At 68.6% G+C, this 18,713-nt stretch carries 15 protein-coding genes; 5 read left to right on the forward strand and 10 right to left on the reverse strand.

Annotation, left to right across the window (positions count from 1 at the left end; translation table 11 throughout):
• The first annotated feature begins 67 nt into the window (after positions 1–67).
• Both nrdJ and ACZ60T_RS21625 read left to right on the forward strand, forming a co-directional pair.
• The gene (gene nrdJ / locus ACZ60T_RS21620; RefSeq protein ID WP_469667323.1) at positions 68–2,158 is read left to right on the forward strand and encodes a ribonucleoside-triphosphate reductase, adenosylcobalamin-dependent; all 2,091 of its coding nucleotides are present in this window, start codon (positions 68–70) and stop codon (positions 2,156–2,158) included.
• Between the two features lie 93 nt (positions 2,159–2,251).
• Positions 2,252–2,419, forward strand: coding sequence for a hypothetical protein (locus tag ACZ60T_RS21625; RefSeq protein ID WP_469667325.1), 168 nt, complete (start codon positions 2,252–2,254; stop codon positions 2,417–2,419).
• Between the two features lie 58 nt (positions 2,420–2,477).
• Here the strand turns inward: ACZ60T_RS21625 and hemC are convergent, their stop codons facing one another.
• The 9 genes from hemC to ACZ60T_RS21670 form a co-directional block, all read right to left on the reverse strand.
• Positions 2,478–3,422: a hydroxymethylbilane synthase gene (gene hemC / locus ACZ60T_RS21630; RefSeq protein WP_469667373.1), complete on the reverse strand. Its 945-nt coding sequence runs from the start codon at positions 3,420–3,422 to the stop codon at positions 2,478–2,480.
• 17 nt (positions 3,423–3,439) lie between these two features.
• Positions 3,440–3,916 (reverse strand): NUDIX domain-containing protein, encoded by a 477-nt coding sequence (locus ACZ60T_RS21635; RefSeq protein WP_469667327.1) that lies wholly within the window; start codon positions 3,914–3,916, stop codon positions 3,440–3,442.
• Positions 3,917–4,092: 176 nt separating this feature from the next.
• Positions 4,093–4,332 carry a DUF7848 domain-containing protein gene (locus tag ACZ60T_RS21640; protein ID WP_469667329.1) on the reverse strand — a complete coding sequence of 80 codons (240 nt, stop codon included), beginning with the start codon at positions 4,330–4,332 and terminating at the stop codon, positions 4,093–4,095.
• On the reverse strand, positions 4,329–4,577 hold the full coding sequence (locus tag ACZ60T_RS21645; protein ID WP_469667331.1) for a hypothetical protein: 249 nt from the start codon (positions 4,575–4,577) through the stop codon (positions 4,329–4,331). The genes ACZ60T_RS21640 and ACZ60T_RS21645 overlap by 4 nt, the downstream gene beginning before the upstream one ends.
• A gap of 93 nt (positions 4,578–4,670) precedes the next feature.
• On the reverse strand, positions 4,671–5,912 hold the full coding sequence (locus ACZ60T_RS21650) for a helix-turn-helix domain-containing protein (RefSeq protein WP_469667332.1): 1,242 nt from the start codon (positions 5,910–5,912) through the stop codon (positions 4,671–4,673).
• An 83-nt stretch (positions 5,913–5,995) separates the two neighbouring features.
• Positions 5,996–6,673 (reverse strand): hypothetical protein, encoded by a 678-nt coding sequence (locus ACZ60T_RS21655; protein WP_469667334.1) that lies wholly within the window; start codon positions 6,671–6,673, stop codon positions 5,996–5,998.
• A gap of 403 nt (positions 6,674–7,076) precedes the next feature.
• On the reverse strand, positions 7,077–9,071 hold the full coding sequence (gene acs, locus ACZ60T_RS21660; protein ID WP_469667335.1) for an acetate--CoA ligase: 1,995 nt from the start codon (positions 9,069–9,071) through the stop codon (positions 7,077–7,079).
• A gap of 401 nt (positions 9,072–9,472) precedes the next feature.
• A complete protein-coding gene (locus tag ACZ60T_RS21665) occupies positions 9,473–11,848 on the reverse strand; it encodes a bifunctional SulP family inorganic anion transporter/carbonic anhydrase (protein WP_469667337.1) in 2,376 nt (791 codons plus the stop codon).
• A 756-nt stretch (positions 11,849–12,604) separates the two neighbouring features.
• Complete coding sequence (locus ACZ60T_RS21670) at positions 12,605–13,585, reverse strand: ATP-binding protein (RefSeq protein WP_365631539.1); 981 nt, start codon at positions 13,583–13,585, stop codon at positions 12,605–12,607.
• Positions 13,586–13,686: 101 nt separating this feature from the next.
• Here ACZ60T_RS21670 and ACZ60T_RS21675 point away from each other — a divergent pair, with 101 nt between their 5' ends.
• A complete protein-coding gene (locus ACZ60T_RS21675; RefSeq protein ID WP_469667338.1) occupies positions 13,687–14,508 on the forward strand; it encodes a Fic family protein in 822 nt (273 codons plus the stop codon).
• Between the two features lie 405 nt (positions 14,509–14,913).
• Here the strand turns inward: ACZ60T_RS21675 and ACZ60T_RS21680 are convergent, their stop codons facing one another.
• Complete coding sequence (locus ACZ60T_RS21680) at positions 14,914–15,738, reverse strand: HAD family hydrolase (protein ID WP_469667339.1); 825 nt, start codon at positions 15,736–15,738, stop codon at positions 14,914–14,916.
• Positions 15,739–16,319: 581 nt separating this feature from the next.
• Here ACZ60T_RS21680 and ssd point away from each other — a divergent pair.
• Together ssd and ACZ60T_RS21690 are read left to right on the forward strand one after the other, a co-directional pair.
• Positions 16,320–17,414 (forward strand): septum site-determining protein Ssd, encoded by a 1,095-nt coding sequence (gene ssd, locus ACZ60T_RS21685; RefSeq protein ID WP_469667341.1) that lies wholly within the window; start codon positions 16,320–16,322, stop codon positions 17,412–17,414.
• On the forward strand, positions 17,411–18,673 hold the full coding sequence (locus ACZ60T_RS21690; protein WP_469667342.1) for a TadA family conjugal transfer-associated ATPase: 1,263 nt from the start codon (positions 17,411–17,413) through the stop codon (positions 18,671–18,673). Before ssd ends, ACZ60T_RS21690 begins: the two co-directional genes overlap by 4 nt.
• Positions 18,674–18,713: the final 40 nt, after the last annotated feature.

Raw genomic sequence — 18,713 nt, forward strand, 5'->3', positions numbered from 1 at the left:
GGCGGGCGTAGCGGCCCGCCCCCTCGCTGACCCAAGTGTGTAAGACTGACAAGGAGAACCCCACTTAGTGAGCACCAACTTCGACGTCCCGTTCGGCCCGTCCGGCAAGGTCGTCTACGACCGGACGTACTCCCGGACCCTGGCCAACGGCTCGAAGGAGCAGTGGCCCGACACCGTTCGTCGCGTCGCCAAGGGCAGCCTCGCCCTCGTCCACGGCACCGACATGGACGCCTGGCCGCAGGCCGCCAAGGACGAGTACGACGAACTGGTCTCGTACATGGACGAGTTCGCCATCATCCCGGCCGGCCGGCACCTGTGGGCCACGGGCATCAAGGGCAGGCAGTACCTGTTCAACTGCCACGTCGCCCCGTGGGGCGAGAAGCTGTCCCGGCACTTCGAGTTCACCTTCATGCGCCTGATGGAAGGCGGCGGCGTCGGAGCCAACTACAGCTCGAAGTACCTCAAGCAGTACGGCGCACCGCGCCGCGAGCTGAAGGTGCACGTCGTATGCGACCCGGCGCACCAGGACTACGAGGAGATGAAGGCCGCGGGTCTGCTGTCCACCGAGTATGACTCGGACTGGGCCGGCGCCTTCGAGGTCGAGGACTCCCGCGAGGGCTGGGCCGACGCCCTGGTGGACCTGATCGACACGTTCATGACGGACGACGAGGTCAAGCACGCCGACCGCGTGTACGACGTGAGCCGAGTCCGCTGCAAGGGCTCCAGGCTGAAGACGTTCGGCGGCACCGCGAGCGGCCCCGGACCCTTCGCCCGGATGCTCCAGGAGGCCGGCCGCATCCTGTCCAAGGCGGCCCGCGAGGTCGGCGAGTGGGCGGTCTACCCGTACCTCACCCCCACCGAGGCGATGGAGATCGACCACGCCGTGGCGGAGTGCGTCGTCTCGGGCGGTGTCCGCCGCTCGGCCCGCATGGCGATCTGCGCCTGGGACGACCCGTTCATCGACGACTTCCTGGCGTGCAAGGCGGACGGCTCGAAGCACTGGACCACGAACATCTCGGTCGAGATCGACCAGCGGTTCATCCGAGCCCTGAGCGAGCCGACCCACGGACTGCACTCCGAGGCCGCTCGTGTCCACCATCAGGCGGTCGCCGGCATGTTGCTGAACGGCGAGCCCGGCTACTGGAACAGCTCGTACTCCAACGAGGGTGAGGTGAACGAGGTCATCGCCACCAACCCGTGCGGCGAGATCGCGCTTCCCCCGACCGGCGCGTGCGTGCTCGGTCACGTGAACCTAGACCACTTCGCCCCGAAGCGTCAGGGCGATCCGGTCGACCGCAAGGGGCTACGCCGGGCTCATGAGTTGATGACCCGTTTCCTGATCCGGGCCACCTACGGCGACATGACCGACGACGAGCAGCGCCACATCATGCACACCGAGCGGCGCGTCGGCGTCGGCCACCTGGGAGTGCAGGCGTTCCTCGCCAAGCAGGGCATCCGCTACTCCGACGCCCCGCACCGGTACGAGTTCCGCAACCTGCTGAACGACCTGTACGACGTGGTCCGCGACCAGGCCCGCGAGTACGCCTTCGCCCTCCGTGTCCCGGAGCCGGTGAAGGTCACGACGGTGGCGCCGACCGGTTCGATCGCCAAGCTCCCCGGCGTGACCGAGGGCATCCACCCGATCTACGCCCGTCACTTCAAGCGTCGCGTCCGGTTCTCGATGCCCGACCCGGCCCAGGCCGCCACGGTCGAGCAGGCCATGCTCGACGGCTTCGAGGTCGAGCAGTGCATCTATGACCAGTCCGGTAACACCATGGTCGTCACGTACCCGACCAAGGAGAAGCTGGTCGCCGAGGTCGAGACGATGGGCTATGACCCGGCGATCGTGGAGTCGGCGGACGAGATCGACCTGAACGCGATGCTCGCCTTCCAGGCCATGTACCAGGCCGAGTACGCGGACAACGCGGTGTCGTTCACGGCGAACTTCCCCGAGGGCAAGTACGAGGTCGACGAGGCCGCCGCGATCATCCAGTCGTGGCTCCCGGACCTGAAGGGCACGACCCTGATGCCGGACGGCACCCGAGCCCAGGCCCCGTACGAGCGGATCACCGCCGAAGAGTTCGCGGCCTACGAGCTGACCTCGATCGAGGACTCGACGGACGAGAACTGTGCGACCGGAGCCTGCCCAGTCCGATAAGCCCGTTGTCAGTGGGGGCGTGCATGATGTTCATGTGCGCCCCCTTCGTGTGGGACGCAGGCACCACAGCACTACCAGGGGAGAACATCCACCGTGGGGATCATCCGCAAGACCCTTTCCGTCGGCACGCTCGGCGCCGTCGACTTCCGCTCGGACAAGGAGCGCACCGCGGCCTACACCAAGGCCACGAAGAAGCAGGCGAAGAAGCAGACGAAGCTGATGAAGCAGCAGGCCAAGCTCCAGAAGAAGCTCGGCGGCTGACCAGACGCACGAAGACCCCCTGCCCGCGATGGGTGGGGGGTCTTCGCCTATTTCCGCGTCAGTGCGGGATGCCCTCGATGATGTCTCGGGCGCCCTGCCGCAGCAGCTCGGCGCACACGCGGCTGCCCAGCACGGCGGGGTCGTTCATCGACTCGCCCCAGAACTGGGCGTGCACGAACTTCGAGCCGTCGCGCGAGAACACCATGCCGCGCAGACTGAGCTGCCCGTCGGGGTCTGTGACACAGTGCCCCGCGATGGGGCTGTTGCAGTGCCCGCGCAGACCATGGAGCATGACCCGCTCGGCGGTGATCTCGGTCATGGTCTTCTCGTGGTTGAGCTGCTGGAGCAGATGGGCGACATCGCCGTCATCCCTGCGGCACTCCAGCCCGAGCGCGCCGGCACCCACGGCAGGCAGCATCTCACCGATCTCGAAGACGTACCGGGCCCGGTCGGCGAGGCCGAGGCGTTCCAGCCCGGCCCGCGCCAGGATCATCGCGTCCAGCTTGTGATCCATGGGCTTGTGTCCGTCGAGCTTTTCGATGCGCGTACCGACCAGGCCGCGGACCCGCACGACGTTGAGGTCCGGCCGCACGCGACTGACCTGAGCCTTGCGGCGCACGGCGGACGTGGCGACAGTGGCGCCAGCCGGGAGGTCATCGAGTGACTTCACGTCGGACCCCTCCGGAACGAGCAGCACGTCGTGCACGTCATCGCGGGGAAGGTACGCGGCGAAGATCAGGCCGCGTGGCATCGGCACATCGCCCGGCACGTCCTTGATGCAGTGGACGGCCATGTCGACCTGCCCGTGCTGGAGCATCTGGTCGATCTCACGTACGAATAAGCCCTTGCCGCCGAGTTGCGCCAGGTCGCCCTGCCACCGATCGGCCTCCGTCGTCACGGGGACGACCTCGATCTGAAGATCGGGCTCGATCTTGCGGAGCAGGTCCGACACGTTGTCGACCTGGGCGAGTGCCAGCGGTGAGCTTCGAGTGCCGATGCGCATCACACGCTTGGGGAACGTCACTGCGGGGTTGTCCCTTCTATTCGTCTCTCCCGGTAGGTGGACCCTCCGGGAAGCTGTAACGGATTCACGACCCGTCGGGCTACGGTCGGATGCAGCAGGGCCGGAAAGTCCTCGCGCGGCATCCAGCGCCACGCGTCCAGCTCTGCATGTTGTAGCGAGATCTGCGCTGACTTGGCGGCATCGAGCACCGGCCCCGCGAACAGGAAGACGAGGCGGGGGCGTGCCTCCGATGTGCGCGACTGTATCCACTCCACCAGGACCAGGTCGGTTTCGCGTATGCCGGCCGTCAGGTCCAGCTCTTCGCGGACCTCTCGGCACACCGCGTCGAGCGGCGATTCACCGGCCTCCACGATGCCGCCCGGCAGGTGCCACTTGGTGGCCCGTTTACCGCGGACCGCTAGAAGCCGTCCGGAAAGGTCAGTGATCAGCGCGTAGGCCGTGACCGGATGGCCTGGGGCCTTGATGGTGGCCACGGGGCGGCCTCCTTCGTCTGGAAGGCCCCGCCCGAGCGTCACGGGGGAACGACTGCAAGGGCGGGGCCGGTCTCAGGGGTTCATCACCAGGTACGCAGCGGCGAAGACGTAGCCGATCGAGGCCGTGATCACGAAGATGAAGACGGGCCCGGCGTAGCGCCGCAGTAAGCGGCCGATCACCGCTGCATCCAGGTGCGCCAGGGCCTGGTGATGATCTCGCGATAGGTGTGGTGGCTCGGGTTACGACCGGAGTGCTCCAGCGCCCAGGTCTGGGGAGGCTCCCACGACCCGTTGGCGCCCGACTGCTCGCCGCATACCGCGCACTCCATCTGGTGCGTCACGGGCTCGGCGTCCGGCTCACGGTCGGGTATGAGGTTCCACGTGGCGTGGCGGATGATCGCCTTCGGGCCGCTCACAGGCCCTTCCTCGTCATCTCGTTGCGAGCCGAGTTGCGAACCCGCAGCTCCTCGCGCGCAGTGAGGCGCCTTACCCGGAAGGCGTCCCACTCCGTGCCGCCCGCGACAGGGCGAAGCTGCACGCGGTCTCCGCCGTAGTGGCCCATGACTACACCGGGCACGTCCTTGCTGATGTCCAACACCAGCGTGCCGATCTCGCAGTCGTTGGGCGATACGGCCGTCCCATCTCTCTCCGTCGTGGCCATGCTTCGACGTTATGAGGGGCGACGATGGCGAGCCAGGCACGCAACGATGCACTTCGGACGACGGCCCGTCAGAAGTGCATCAGCGGTGTGTAGTTAGACGAATACGCCCAGGTGGGCCGCCACCTCACGCATCTCTGCCGTGAGGGTCCGGCGCTTCTTCGCGATCTCCTCGAAGGTGATAGCGGCGGACGCCTGATGACGGAACCACTCGGGCGCGGTTGTCGCCAGGGCCGAAAGGTCCTCCATCGCGGCCGTCGGGTCACCAGAGCGGACCTGCGCTCGCGCCACATCAAGGCGGTAGCGGTTCCCGTCGTTGGTGCTTGGTCCGCCGAGCCGCTTCCAGTTCTTCTCTTGAAGGGTCTCTTCCTCGCGGGACTTGCGGACCACGGATCGCGCGTCGCCCGCGATCATGTAGTCCTCCAGCTCCTTCATGGTGACCGTGACGGGACCGAACATCGACCAGTGACGCAGGATGTTCTTGTGCGTCTTGCCCACCGCCTTCGCGGCAGTGGCGGCGGCCTTCCGCAGGGCCTTGGCCTCCTCGGGACGGTTGTTCCGCACCGCCGCAGCCGCCGCCTCCATGGCCAGGCCGCCCCACGTCGCGTATTCGTCGGGGGTGGCGCCCATGATTCTCGGCTCCACGATGTCCATCGCGGCGATGGCGATGTCTTCGGCCTCGTCGAAGCGCTCGGTCCGGATGAGCGTCCAGCACATCCCGCCGACTCCCGAGGCGGCGGCAAGCTGGTCTCCGCCCTCGCGCCCGTCCTCGATGGCGCCTCTAGCGGCGCTGTAGGCGAGGTCGTACTGCCTGATCTGCGTCAGGTACTGGCTGATTAGCCGCAGCACCTGGGAGCGGACCACGAGGGCCTTCAGGCGCTCCTCGCCGGAGTCGTAGTACGCCACGGCGTCGTTTGCGGCCCTGATGAGGTTCGGGAACTCCGCGGCGACGCTCGCGTAACTGTCGCCGTAGTAGAGGACGGCGCTGTCGTGCGCCATGCGCCGCAGCCGACGCAGGTCTGGCTCCTCGCCGGCCGGGGCGGCGGACGGGCCGAGGCTGATCGCCGGGGTGAGCGCGATACGTAGCTCGCGCAGGTTCTGGCTGTTCGGGTCGTCGAGCTGGATCGGACGGGGGTTCCCGGCCGACATCAGGTCTGAGGTCTTCACTCCGAGGGCACGAGCGAGGGCGTGAAGGGTCTCCATGCGGACCCCGTCGTCGCCTTGCTCGATCCTGCGGACTGGCCCTACCGAGAGGCCCGCTCGGTGCGCAAGCTGTTCTTGGCTGAGCCCCTTCGCGCGTCGGTACCGCCGTACGTTGTTTGCGAGTTCATCCGACATGCGTCACCACCCTTCCCAGCCAGCGTACGCCGAACGAGCCCTCCTCAACTCAGCAGTGAGGAGGGCTCAGTTCCGCCTCGGAGCTACACCTCGAAGACCTCGGGATCAGCGGGCGACGACGGGGTGTTGGACCGGTCGTCCGGCCGGGTTTCATCCGGCTCTGACGGGGACTGGAACAGGCCAGGCGGGACCGGAGCTGGACGCAGCATCGGCCCGAACCTGGGCTTCAGTTGGTTGATCAGGTGGCCGAGATGGTCGAACACGTCCTCGTCTCCGTCGCCGTCGAAGTCTCCCTGCTCGTCATCGTCGTCCGGCACGACGGTGACGGTCCGCCCGAAGTCGTCGTCATCTTTCGGCCGGCTGTCGCGGGGTGGCGCCTGGACTGGAGTAGAGGGGTGAGGCTTCTTGGCCGGCGCCTTGGGCTTGGCCGGGGCGTTCGGCCTATCCGTGTCCGGCTGGGTGACGGGCGCACTGCTGGATGAGGGCGGAGCGATGCCCTGAGTGAGCGCCTGCGGGTCGTTCGGGGCGGGGCTGGGGACGTTGGCCGGCTGGGTGTCGGCAGGCGCTGTGGCGTCGTCCTGGACGGCCTGCTGGCCCTGGGTTTCTATCGTCTTCCAGTCGTCAGGGACCTTCATCCCTGACTTTGCGCCGCTGCGCTTCTTGGCGGGGCGGTCGAGGCCACCGTCATCGACGGTGGTGTCGACGTTAGCTGTGTCGTCTGGGACTGGTCCACGGATTCCGACGAAGGCCAGCCAGCCCATGGTGAGGGCGATGCTGGCGGCTCCTGCGCTGGTCTTAACCAGACCGGCAGGTCGACGACGACGATGCGAAGACATGGATCACCCCGAAGTGTTGCCGTTCGAAACTTCTTTCGATTTCAACATGGCAACCACCAAGATCGGTAGTTTGATCCGTAAACTTCGATATGTCCATGTCAGGAGTTTGTTGCAGTAACACCTGGCATGTCAGTCTTACACCACTGCTGGGCGGATTGGAAACTTTACGCACGAAAAGCATGGGCATGACGAAGGGCCAGGACCGAACGTGCCGATCCTGGCCCTTCAGATGCGGGACTCAGTCCTCGTCGCTGCTCGCGGAGCGGTTCTTCATACCGTCAGCGATGCGACGTACGCTATCTGCATCCGTGAAACCAGTACGTCCGCGTCACCGAGCTTTCTGTTCTCCAAATCCGGAAGAGAGGTGCCGTAGGACGTCCGGGTCGATCAGCGTCGTGACATCCCCGAGCTGGCGGTTCTCGGCGACATCCCGCAGCAGGCGCCGCATGATCTTCCCGGAACGCGTCTTGGGCAGCTCCGTCACCGGCAGGATCCGCTTCGGCTTGGCGATCGGCCCGAGCGTCGCACCGACGTGGTTGCGCAGGTCATTGGTGAGATTGTCGTCCTCGGTCGCAGAACCCCGCAGGATCACGAACGCCACGATCGCCTGGCCCGTCGTCTCGTCCGCCGCGCCCACGACCGCCGCCTCGGCGACCGCCGGATGCGACACCAGGGCCGACTCGACCTCCGTCGTCGAGATGTTGTGTCCGGACACGAGCATCACGTCGTCGACGCGTCCGAGGAGCCAGATGTCCCCGTCGTCGTCCTTCTTCGCACCGTCCCCGGCGAAGTACTTGCCCTCGAACCGGGACCAGTACGTGTCGAGGTACCGCTGGTCGTCTCCCCAGATGGTGCGCAGCATCGACGGCCACGGCTCGGTGAGCACGAGATAGCCGCCGCCTCCGTTCGCCACCTCGTTGCCCTCGTCGTCGACCACCGTGGCGGAGATGCCCGGCAGCGGTCGCTGGGCCGACCCCGGCTTGGTCTCGGTCACGCCGGGCAGCGGCGAGATCATCATCGTGCCGGTCTCGGTCTGCCACCACGTGTCCACGATCGGCGTACGGTCCGCGCCGATGTGCTTGCGGTACCACATCCAGGCCTCGGGGTTGATCGGCTCACCGACGGACCCCAGCACCCGCAGCGACGACAGGTCGAACTTGGCGGGGATGTCGTCGCCCCACTTCATGAACGTACGGATGGCCGTGGGCGCCGTGTACAGGATCGTCACCCCGTACTTCTGCACGATCTCCCAGAAGCGGCCCTGGTGCGGCGTGTCGGGCGTGCCCTCGTACATGACCTGGGTCGCGCCGTTGGCCAGCGGCCCGTACACGATGTACGAGTGCCCGGTGACCCAGCCGACGTCCGCCGTACACCAGAACACGTCCGTCTCCGGCTTGAGGTCGAAGACGGCGTGGTGGGTGTAGGACGCCTGCGTGAGATAGCCGCCGGAGGTGTGGAGGATGCCCTTCGGCTTACCCGTCGTACCGGACGTGTACAGGATGAACAGCGGGTGTTCGGCGTCGAACGCCTCGGGCGTGTGCTCGGCCGACTGCCGCTCGGTGATCTCGTGCCACCACACGTCCCGGCCCTCGGACCAGGCGACCTCCTGGCCCGTACGACGCACGACGAGCACATGCTCGACGTTGTCCACCCGGTCGATGGCGTCGTCGACGGCCGGCTTGAGGGCGGACGGCTTGCCGCGCCGGTAGCCCCCGTCCGAGGTGATGACGACCTTGGCGTCGGCGTCCTGGATACGGGTGGCCAGCGCGTCCGCCGAGAAGCCGCCGAAGACGACGGAGTGGGTGGCGCCGATGCGGGCGCAGGCCAGCATCGCGATCGCGGTCTCGGGGATCATCGGCATATAGACGGCGACCCGGTCGCCCTTGCGGACCCCCAGCTCCAGCAGGGCGTTCGCGGCCTTGGAGACCTCGTCCTTGAGCTCGGCGTAGGTGATGGCGCGGCTGTCACCCGGCTCGCCCTCGAAGTGCAGGGCGACGCGCTCGCCGTTCCCCGCCTCGACATGCCGGTCGACGCAGTTGTAGGCGACGTTGAGCGTGCCGTCCTTGAACCACTTGGCGAACGGCGGGTTCGACCAGTCCAGGGTCTCGGTCGGCGCCTTGGCCCAGGTCAGCCGCCGGGCCTGCTCGGCCCAGAAGCCGAGCCTGTCAGCCTTGGCCTGTTCGTACGCCTCTGCCGTGACGTTGGCGGCTGCGGCCAGGTCGGCGGGCGGCGCGAACCTGCGCTCTTCCTTGAGCAGATTGGCCAGGCTTTCGTTGCTCACGACATCTCCCTTTCCCGGGGTGTCCGTTGTGTCCCAGGCCACAGCTCATCAGACCTGGGGGCTCGGTGACAAGGGTCGACGGAAAATTGGTTTAGACCTGTTGGGGGTTCTGTCGGTGAACAGATTCCCCTTCAGGTCACGTATGCTCCGCCGCCCCGGTTCATCTCGGGCGATGGTTGTCGCGTTTGTGCCTGAGGGTCTGTGACAGGGATCCCCTGCTGTTCGCGCCTTCTCGGGAAGGCGGGTGCGCACCGGAATGCCGTTTCAAGGTCTTGCCTCGGAGCCGGACTCACGCCGGATTGCCCCTAAATGTTTATCAGCCCAAAGCGATGCGATCCAGGGTCAATTTCAAGATCTTCCGACGGGAGGCATTCCTCGGGTGATGTTCCCTTTCGGGAGCGGCGGTGCGCGGCGCCTGGTGTGTACCGCGCACTGCCGCGATGTCATGCCGGGCTGCGCAGCTCCCCGGCCGCCCCCACCCGGTCGAAGACCGCGTCCTCCTCGGAGGCGGCGAGCAGATATGCCTGGGCCTCGCCCACGTGGAAGTACATCCCGTGGAGTTCGAGCCGGCACTCGCTCAGGGCCCGGCCCACGGCATCGTGCGCTCGCAGATGCTCCAGTTGCTGCACCACATTGACCAAGCACAGTTGCTCGGTCGCATCCGCCGACGCCCGCCCGGCGATCCGGGCCGCGGGTCTGCTCCCGTCGGCCATGCGCTCCATGCTCGGCAGGCCATGCCGCAGCCACCGTCTGAGCGAGGTCCGGGGGGCGCCCGGTTCCGAGCCGAGCAGGGCCTGCATCGCCCCGCATCCGGAATGGCCGCAGACCGTGATGGACCGCACCAGCAAGACGTCCACCGCGTACTCGATCGCTGCGGCCACCGAGTCGTCCCCGCTCTCCATGCCGGGCAGCGGCACCAGGTTGCCGACATTGCGGACGACGAAGAGATCGCCGGGACCGCTGGAGGTGATCATCGATGTGACGAGCCTTGAGTCGGCGCAGGTCAGGAAGAGCTGTGAGGGCCGCTGCCCTTCGCGCGCGAGGCGAGCCAGCTCATGGCGCACCAGCGGCGCGGTGTTCCGCTGGAACGCGCTGATCCCACGGGCGAGTTGATGCCCGCTTGCTCGCGAACCCTCCGTCGGCTCGTCCGGGTGGCCGTCGGCCTGCGCGAATGCCGGGCGCTCGCACTGGTGGTTGCGCCAAGGGGTCCAGGGCCCGCACCGGCACGCGGTCTCCTCGGCGGTCTCCGCGTCTTCCGTGAGCGTGGGAGCCTCTGGGCCCGCGACATGGGTTCCGGCGCGGCCGGTGAGGTCGACGGTGCCGCCCCGCGCGCGATGCGTCTTCTGCCAGTCCTGGAGGGACTCGTACGCCGCGTGGTCCATGAACGATCCGTCCAGCTCCACCACGGCGTTCGCCCCCGCGGGCACCAGATGCAGTGCTCGGCTCAGCCGAGGTACCGCGAGGAACGTCAACTGCCCTCGTACGCGTACGTGGTGGACTCCCGCCTTCTCCTCATGGGTGATGCGGGTATGGGCGAGGCGGTGCAGGGCGACAGCCACGGCCATGCCGACGCCCAAGGCCACTCCTTGCAGCACGCCCAGGAAGACGACGCCGAGGCCGGTGACGGCGTACACCAGCACTTCTCGGTGGCGAGTGACCGTGCGGATGTGGTGCAGGGACACCATCTGGATGCCGACGGCCATCACCAGCGCGGCGAGCGAGGCGAGGGGGATCAGCTCGAGCAGCGGCACCATCAGCAGCGCGGCCACTACTACCCAAACGCCGTGCAGCATCGTGGAGTTCCGGCTGATGGCGCCGGACCGCACGTTCGCCGAACTCCGGACGGCGACGCCCGCGACCGGCAGCCCGCCGAGCGAGCCCGAGACGACGTTCGCGGCACCCTGTCCGAGCAGCTCGCGGTCGAGGTCGGAGCGACCGAGATGCGGATCGCGCCCGGCCGCCAGCTTGTCCACGGCGACGGCGCCGAGGAGCGACTGCACGCTGCACACCAGCGTGATGGTGAGGACAGCGGCGGCGATACCGAGCACGGGTCCTTCGGGAAGCCCGGCCGTCGCATGGCTGCGCCAGGACGGAAGATCGACCCTGGGCAGGCTGAGCCCGGTGACGGAGGCGGTCGTGGTGGCCGCGGCGACGGCGACGAGCGCGGCCGGGACCTTGCGCAGGAGGCGCCCCGGCCGCCCGGGAAGCCGCGGCCAGACGAGCAGGACGGCCAGGGTCAGCGCGCTCACGGACAGGGCGGCCGGATGCAGGCGCGCCAACTGCGCGGGCAGTGCTCGGAGGTTGTCGAGGACCGCGCTCTGTGGGGTGCCCCCGAGCACGATATGGAGCTGGGCCATGGCGATGGTCACGCCGATACCGGCGAGCATGCCGTGCACGATCGCGGGGCTGACGGCAAGCGCCGTACGCGCCACGCGCAGGCAGCCGAGGCCGAGTTGGGCGAGACCGGCGAGAACGGTGACGGCGCAGGTCGTACGCCATCCGTAGCGCTGGATGAGATCGGCGGTGACCACGGTGAGTCCGGCGGCGGGGCCGCTGACCTGAAGCGGGGAGCCGCCGAGCCGACCTGCGACAAGTCCTCCGACGGCTGCGGCGACCAGACCGGCCTGGAGCGGGGCACCGGTGGCGAGGGCGATACCGAGGGACAGGGGGAGGGCGATCAGGAAGACCGCGAGAGAGGCCGACAGATCGGCGCCCGCGATGCGAAAGCGGCGGGGCGGGGTCGGCGGTGGACTGTGGGGTGGATGAAGGCGCTTCGTCCGAGTCGAGTCGGCGGCGCGGGCGGGGACGCAGGCGGACATGTTCCCTCTTCTCCGGTGCGGCGCGGTCGCGGAACAGGTGGCCCCCGGGCCTGAGGGGCCGGGGTCGGGGCGCGGCGGTGGGTCCCGACGCTCAGCGGCGGGATATTCCAACACTGGGTAAATGGGTCGCAATGCAAGGTAAAGGAAGCGTATCGAAGATCAGAGTGAATAGGGCAATGAGTCACCCGGAGGGGTGAACGAGTCATTTCATCTGCTTGTCATACAAGACATGCTGACGGCTCAGATTCCCTGGACCGGACTGTGTGTCGAGGGCGGCCGGGGTCCGTATGACGCCGCGGAGCGCCTGGCAGGGCAGCGGCCCCTGCCGAAGAAGGCAATTCGAGGGAAGCCGCCCGCGACACCGAACCGTCGCGGGCATTGCTCTGGCTGCGACCTGCACCACCGCGACTGCCGGCTGCTCGCCGGGATGAGCCGCTCAGAGGCGGCGTGCGGAGGGCGGCGGTCCCGCAGGACCCGGAGGCTCGGGGCCGCTCGGCCTGACGGGCGGAAGAGCTTCGTGGAGGCGGCCCCCGGCCTCGGCTTTCGCGGCTTCGGGTGCTGCCGGTGTGGGTAGCCGGGCCCGACCCAGGGGGACAGGCGCAGGGGTGGGGAGGAGGGGAAGGACTACGGAGTCCGTCGATGCGGCGCGCACCCTTCCCCGAACATCCCTACAAGCGGCAGACCATGGAATGCCGCTTCATGGTTGACCGGTCGGGGGCCAAGGCCCAGGAGCCCCCGACACATTCCGCAGGGCACTCACGCCGCAGCGGTCAGGCCCTCGCCGAGGACGAACTCAGGGTCGACCTGTGCCGCCAGGTCGGCACCGGTGCGCTCATTGCCCCAACTCGCCGCGTTCTTCAGGTGGAAGTGAACCATCTGGCGTGTGTAGCGTTCCCAGTCGCGCAGTTCGTACGTGGCGTCCGTGGCCATCTGGAGAACGCGCAGCGAGCGGCGGTTGGCGTCCTCGAGGAGTTCGAACCGGGGCGGGTGGCCCTTCTCCATGGAACGCACCCAGTCCGAGTGCCCGATCGTGACGAGGAGATCGTCACCGACCTCCGCCTGGAGGAAGTCGATGTCGTCCTGGCCCTGCACCTTGTTGCCGACGACCTTCAGGACGACCCCGAAGTCGCGGGCGTACTCCTTGTACTGGCGGTAGACGGAGACCCCCTTCCGGGTCGGCTCGGCGACGAGGAAGGTGATGTCGAAGCGGGTGAACATGCCGGAGGCGAAGGAGTCCGAACCCGCCGTCATGTCGACCACGACGTACTCGTCACGGCTGTCCACCAGGTGGTTCAGACACAGCTCCACCGCTCCCGTCTTGGAGTGGTAGCAGGCCACCCCCAGATCGGCGTCGGTGAAGGGGCCGGTCACCATCAACCGGACGCCGGCCTCGTCGAGTCGCACCGGATGCGCGCAGGCGTCGTACACCGGGTTGTCTTCCCGTACGCGCAGCAGCCGTGAGCCCGCGCCGGGCGGGGTGGTCTTGATCATCGTTTCCGCGGAGGCGATCCGCGGGTTCGAGCCGCGCAGGTACTCCTTGATCAGTGGCAGTCGCTCCCCCATGGCGGGCAGCGCTCTGGCCTTCTCCTCGTCCAGCCCGAGCGCGGCCCCGAGGTGCTGGTTGATGTCGGCATCGACTGCGACGACGGGTGCTCCGACGGCGGCGAGATGGCGGATGAACAGGGAGGACAGGGTGGTCTTGCCGCTGCCGCCCTTCCCGACGAAAGCAATTTTCATGTTCACAAAGCGTAGCCGCGTGATGGCTGTGCGTGGTAGCCGGGCGTGAAGAAGACCACTCCTTCGAAGGAAGGGATGTGAGGGTGCGTAGGGTCGTACTCATGAGTTCGACAGGTGCGACCGATCCGCTTGCGGCCCTGGGGACGCTGCCCGGTGTGGCCGAGTCCGTGGAGTCCGTACGCAAGGCCGTGGACCGGGTCTACGGACACCGGATCATGCGGCGCCGCAGCAACGAGATCACCTCCGAGGCGGCGCTGCGCGGTGCGCGCGGTTCGGCGGCGCTGTCCGGGGCTGACTGGGCTCTGGAGGAGGTGCGTCGGCGCACGGACTTCAGCGGTGAGGACGAGGCCCGTACAGTCGGCGCGGCTCTCAGGCTGACCGCGGAGGCCGGGCAACTGCTGTCCATCTGGCGGCAGTCGCCCCTTCGGGTGCTGGCGCGGCTGCACTTGGTGGCGGCTGCGGACTCCGGCCTCGGAGTGGGGCGCCCGCGGCAGGACGGCGAGCTCGTCGACGAGCCGCTCGTGGAACTGCCGTTGCCCGGCGCGGCCGAGGTGTCGGGTCGCCTCGATGGACTGTCCGAGTTGATCGTCGCGGGTGGTTCGGCCCCCGCCCTCGTCACCGCGGCTGTCGTGCACGGCGAACTCCTCGCCCTGCGTCCCTTCACATCCCACAACGGCTTGGTCGCGCGGGCCGCCCAGCGCATCGTCCTCGTAGGGAGCGGTCTCGACCCGAAGGCGGTCTGTTCGGCGGAGGTCGGACACGCGGAACTGGGGCGCGCGGCCTATGCGGCGGCGCTCGACGGCTATGCGTCCGGCACCCCGGAGGGCATGGCGGTGTGGATCGCCCATTGTGCGAAGGCGGTCGAGCTGGGCGCCCGCGAGTCCACCGCGGTCTGCGAGGCGCTCCAGCGCGGCGCGGCGTAGTCCCTGGGCGGCACCTGGTCATGAGGAAGGGCCCGGTGCGGGCCCCTTGTCGCAGAGTTGCGGCGGTACGAGATCTCGTACCGCCGCTGGCATGTCCATCGGGTTACCAAGCGTCCTCGATGTGTTGCCCATCAGGTCGGGTACCTCTGCCCGTGTCCTGGTGCGGCTGGCCCGTAATCGACGGGTCGACGTCGCGTGGGTGCCCAGTGTTCATGCTTCGGTCCGTGGGGCCAGTTGCGTTATAAAGGTGATCCTTTCGGATGGCTTCCTTTGGTCTCGCGGGCCTTAAGTCCTTTGTACTCCAGGGCCGGAGCGAGTGGAAGTCCTGGATGTGCTTCTTTACTTTCCTACTCAAAGAGGTACGAACCGGGCGCGTGATGTGAGCTCGCGGGCGCCCGCGTGGGTTCACACGGCTGGTGTCCGTCGTCGGTTCGCGTACCAGACCAGTCCTGCTGTCGCCGCTGCCGCGCCTATCGCGGCCGCTGCGACGAGCGCGGGGCGCGGCCGTACGGACAGCCGCTGCTTGAGCGGGACCGGTCGATGGAAGTCCAGAATCGGCCACTCACGCGCGAGTGCCTCACGGCGCAGCGCCCGGTCCGGGTTCACCGCGTGCGGGTGGCCGACGGACTCCAGCATCGGCAGGTCGGTCATCGAGTCGCTGTAGGCGTAGCAGCGTGAGAGGTCGTACCCCTCGGACTCGGCGAGTTCCCTGACCGCCTCCGCCTTCGTCGGTCCGTACGCGTAGTACTCCACCTCGCCTGTGAAGCAGCCGTCGTCGCCCACGGCCAGCCGGGTGGCCACCACCCGGTCGGCGCCGAGCAGATGACCGATCGGTTCGACCACCTCGGCGCCTGATGTGGACACGATCACGACGTCGCGTCCGGCGGTGTGGTGGCCCTCGATGAGGGAGGCGGCCTCGTCGTAGATGATGGGGTCGATCAGGTCGTGAAGCGTCTCGGCGACGATCTCTTTGACCTGTCGGACGTTCCAACCGCGGCACAGCGCGGACAGATACTCGCGCATCCGTTCCATCTGGTCGTGGTCGGCGCCGCCCGCCAGGAACACGAACTGGGTGTATGCGGTACGCAAGGCGGCTCTGCGGTTGATCAGTCCGCCTTGGTAGAAGGACTTGCTGAAGGTGAGTGCGCTCGACTTCGCAATGACCGTCTTGTCCAGATCAAAGAAGGCCGCTGTCCGGGGCAAGGAGTGGTTTTCCACGGCTCCGAGCATAGGCGCCCACCATTCGGCGTAAGGTGAGGCGTGTGGGTTTGCCTGAGAAGGCTCTCGGGTACACCATGGAAGTCACGGATCGTTCGCGACCGTGCTAACCCGGTCCGACTCCTCCCCCCCCGAGTCGGCCGTGGGGACGACCCCCGCTCTCCCCCCCGGCGGGGGTCGTCGCATGTCCGGGTGGGTTTTCGCCTCTGCTCGGTCCGTCCCGGAGCTTCGCAGCGGCTCTCCGCGCGATGATCGCTCACTCCCAAGATCCGTCACGGTACGTAGCTGCCGCGCTGCTCTGTGGAAGTCGTCGAGGGCTCACCGTTATGGGTGACAGCGATATTCACAACCACTCAGCAGTCCACAGTTTTCGACCAAGATCCACATGATTTCCGGGATCGCTGCACCGTGATTCCAGCGCGCTCCCACCGACTGCGAGTTGATGGCCGGTTCGGTTTGTCGAGCGCGTATGGCCGGTTCGTATCGGCCGTTCATATGGAGGCCGGTTGCCGGTTCTCCGCACGAGCGGGAAGCGCGGGGCCGCAAGGGCTCCGCGCGCCGGGCGGAAGACGCAGCGAAGGGGGCTGGAGATCGTGGCGGGAGCCATCACACAGGACGGGGCGGCCGTCGCCGAAGGGCGGAGCGGGCCGCTGATCGTCACCGAGGACGCCGAACTCCTCGACGACCTGCTGCGCTTGTGCGCGGCGGCGGGCGCCAGACCGGAGGTCCATCCCGGGGTGCCCCGGCCCCGGGGCAGTTGGGAGGCCGCGCCGCTTGTCATCGTCGGCGACGATGCGGTGCGCCGCGTACGCGGGGCCGTGCGCAGACGCGGAGTGGTGCTGGTCGGGCGGGATCAGGACGATTCCGATGTCTGGCGGCGGGCCGTGGAGATCGGCGCCGACCATGTCCTGCTGCTGCCGGACGGCGAGCAATGGCTTGTCGACCGCATCGCCGACGTGGCCGAGGGCGTGGGCAGGCCCGCGCTCACCGTGGGCGTCATGGGAGGCCGCGGCGGAGCCGGCGCGTCCACACTGGCCTGCGCCCTGGCCGTCACCTCGGCACGAGAGGGGACGCGCACGCTGCTCGTGGACGCCGACCCCCTGGGCGGCGGGCTCGATGTGCTCCTCGGAGGAGAGACCGCCGAAGGACTGCGCTGGCCGGCGTTCGCCGCCTCCCGCGGCCGGGTCGGCGGAGGCGCCCTGGAGGAGTCCCTGCCCAAGCTGCACGCACTGCGGGTACTGAGCTGGGACCGCGGCGACACGGTCGCCGTCCCGCCGCAGGCGGTTCGTGCGGTCCTCGCCGCGGGCCGGCGGCGTGGTGGCGCGGTCGTCGTCGACCTTCCGCGCCGCGTCGACGAGGGCGTGGCGGAAGTCCTTGTCCAAGTGGATGTCGGGGTGTTGGTGGTCCCTGCCGAACTGCGCGCGATCGCCGCCGCCCGGCGGGTGGCGACGGCCGTCGGCATGGTCCTGGCCGATCTGCGGATCGCGGTACGAGGGCCGTACGCGCCCGGCCTCGACGACCGTGAGGTGGCGCGGCTGCTGGGACTGTCCCTGGTCGGCGAAGTGCCGTACGAGACACCGCCGCCGGACGGCTCGGTGCCGCCCGGCGGAGCGGCGCGGGGGCCGCTCGCCCGGTTCTGCTCGGCCTTCTGGGAGCGGGCGTCGGCGGGGCGGGGGACGGACGCATGAGTACGGGCTGGGCTGAGCCGGTGGGCGCGGGCGCTGACGCGAGGTTGGGCGCGCGGACGGGAGAGAGCCGTGAGGGCGCGACCGAATTCGGTGAACGCGCACGGCTGTTGGACGGCGTGCGGCAGTGGCTGGCCGAGAGCGGGGCCGAGCCGACTCCCGCGCATGTGGCACAGGCCCTGCGGGCGCAGGGAAAGGTGCTCGGGGACGCGGAAGTGCTGGGCGCTGCCCACCAGTTGCGCTCCGAGTTGGTCGGCAGCGGCCCGTTGGACCCCCTGCTCGCCGATCCGGCCGTGACCGACGTCCTGGTGGCGGCCCCGGATCGGGTATGGGTGGACCGGGGCGGTGGGCTGGAGCTGACACCGGTGTCCTTTCCCGACGCGTCGGCCGTACGCCGTCTCGCGCAACGCCTGGCGGCCATTGCGGGGCGGCGGCTCGACGACGCCAGACCCTGGGTCGATGCCCGACTGCCGGACGGCACCCGGCTCCATGCGGTTCTGCCACCCGTCGCGGTCGGCTCGACCTGTCTGTCCCTGCGGGTCGTACGGCCAAGGGCGTTCACCCTTGACGAACTGGTCACGGCGGGGACGGTGCCGCCGGGTGGGGACCGGGTGCTGCGGGCGCTGATCACTTCTCGGCTCTCCTATGTGATCAGTGGCGGGACCGGTTCGGGGAAGACCACGCTCCTGAGCGCGCTGCTGGGCATGGTGCCGCCGTCCGAACGGATCGTGCTGGCAGAGGACTCGGCGGAGCTGCGGCCCGACCATCCCCATGTGGTGCGTCTGGAAGGACGGCCCGCGAACCAGGAGGGCGTGGGGCTCGTCCAGCTCGAGGACTTGGTGCGGCAGGCGTTGCGGATGAGACCCGATCGGCTGGTCGTCGGCGAGGTACGCGGCCCCGAGGTGGTGTCCCTGCTCGCCGCCCTGAACACCGGGCACGAGGGCGGCTGCGGCACGCTCCACGCGAACGCGGCGGCGCAGGTGCCGGCCCGGCTGGAGGCGCTCGGGACGGCGGCGGGCCTGGACCGTGCCGCGCTGCACAGCCAATTGGCGGCTGCGCTGTCGGTGGTTCTCCACCTGGTGCGCGACCGGAACGGGCGGCGCCGGATCGCGGAGGTCCATGTGCTGGAACGGGACACGTCGGGCCTGGTGGTGACCGTGCCCGCGCTGCGGTGGGGCGCCACGGCGTTCACCCGCGAGCGGGGCTGGGAGCGGCTGCGGGAGCTGCTGCGAGGTGGGAGAGAGGGGAGTGGGGCGCCGTGACGGAGGTCGGACAGCTGTCGGTGGGTGCGGGGCTGGTGTG

The sequence above is a fragment of the Streptomyces sp. NPDC104371 genome, from assembly GCF_055583785.1.

Bases quoted from the DNA above. Each gene is read 5' to 3' on its own strand.
- hemC (WP_469667373.1), bottom strand. From the start codon at position 3,422: ATGCGCATCGGCACTCGAAGCTCACCGCTGGCACTCGCCCAGGTCGAC.
- ACZ60T_RS21645 (WP_469667331.1), bottom strand. From the start codon at position 4,577: ATGGCCACGACGGAGAGAGATGGGACGGCCGTATCGCCCAACGACTGC.
- ACZ60T_RS21650 (WP_469667332.1), bottom strand. From the start codon at position 5,912: ATGTCGGATGAACTCGCAAACAACGTACGGCGGTACCGACGCGCGAAG.
- ACZ60T_RS21655 (WP_469667334.1), bottom strand. From the start codon at position 6,673: ATGGGCTGGCTGGCCTTCGTCGGAATCCGTGGACCAGTCCCAGACGAC.
- ACZ60T_RS21665 (WP_469667337.1), bottom strand. From the start codon at position 11,848: ATGTCCGCCTGCGTCCCCGCCCGCGCCGCCGACTCGACTCGGACGAAG.
- ACZ60T_RS21670 (WP_365631539.1), bottom strand. From the start codon at position 13,585: ATGAAAATTGCTTTCGTCGGGAAGGGCGGCAGCGGCAAGACCACCCTG.
- ACZ60T_RS21675 (WP_469667338.1), top strand. From the start codon at position 13,687: ATGAGTTCGACAGGTGCGACCGATCCGCTTGCGGCCCTGGGGACGCTG.
- ACZ60T_RS21680 (WP_469667339.1), bottom strand. From the start codon at position 15,738: ATGCTCGGAGCCGTGGAAAACCACTCCTTGCCCCGGACAGCGGCCTTC.
- ACZ60T_RS21690 (WP_469667342.1), top strand. From the start codon at position 17,411: ATGAGTACGGGCTGGGCTGAGCCGGTGGGCGCGGGCGCTGACGCGAGG.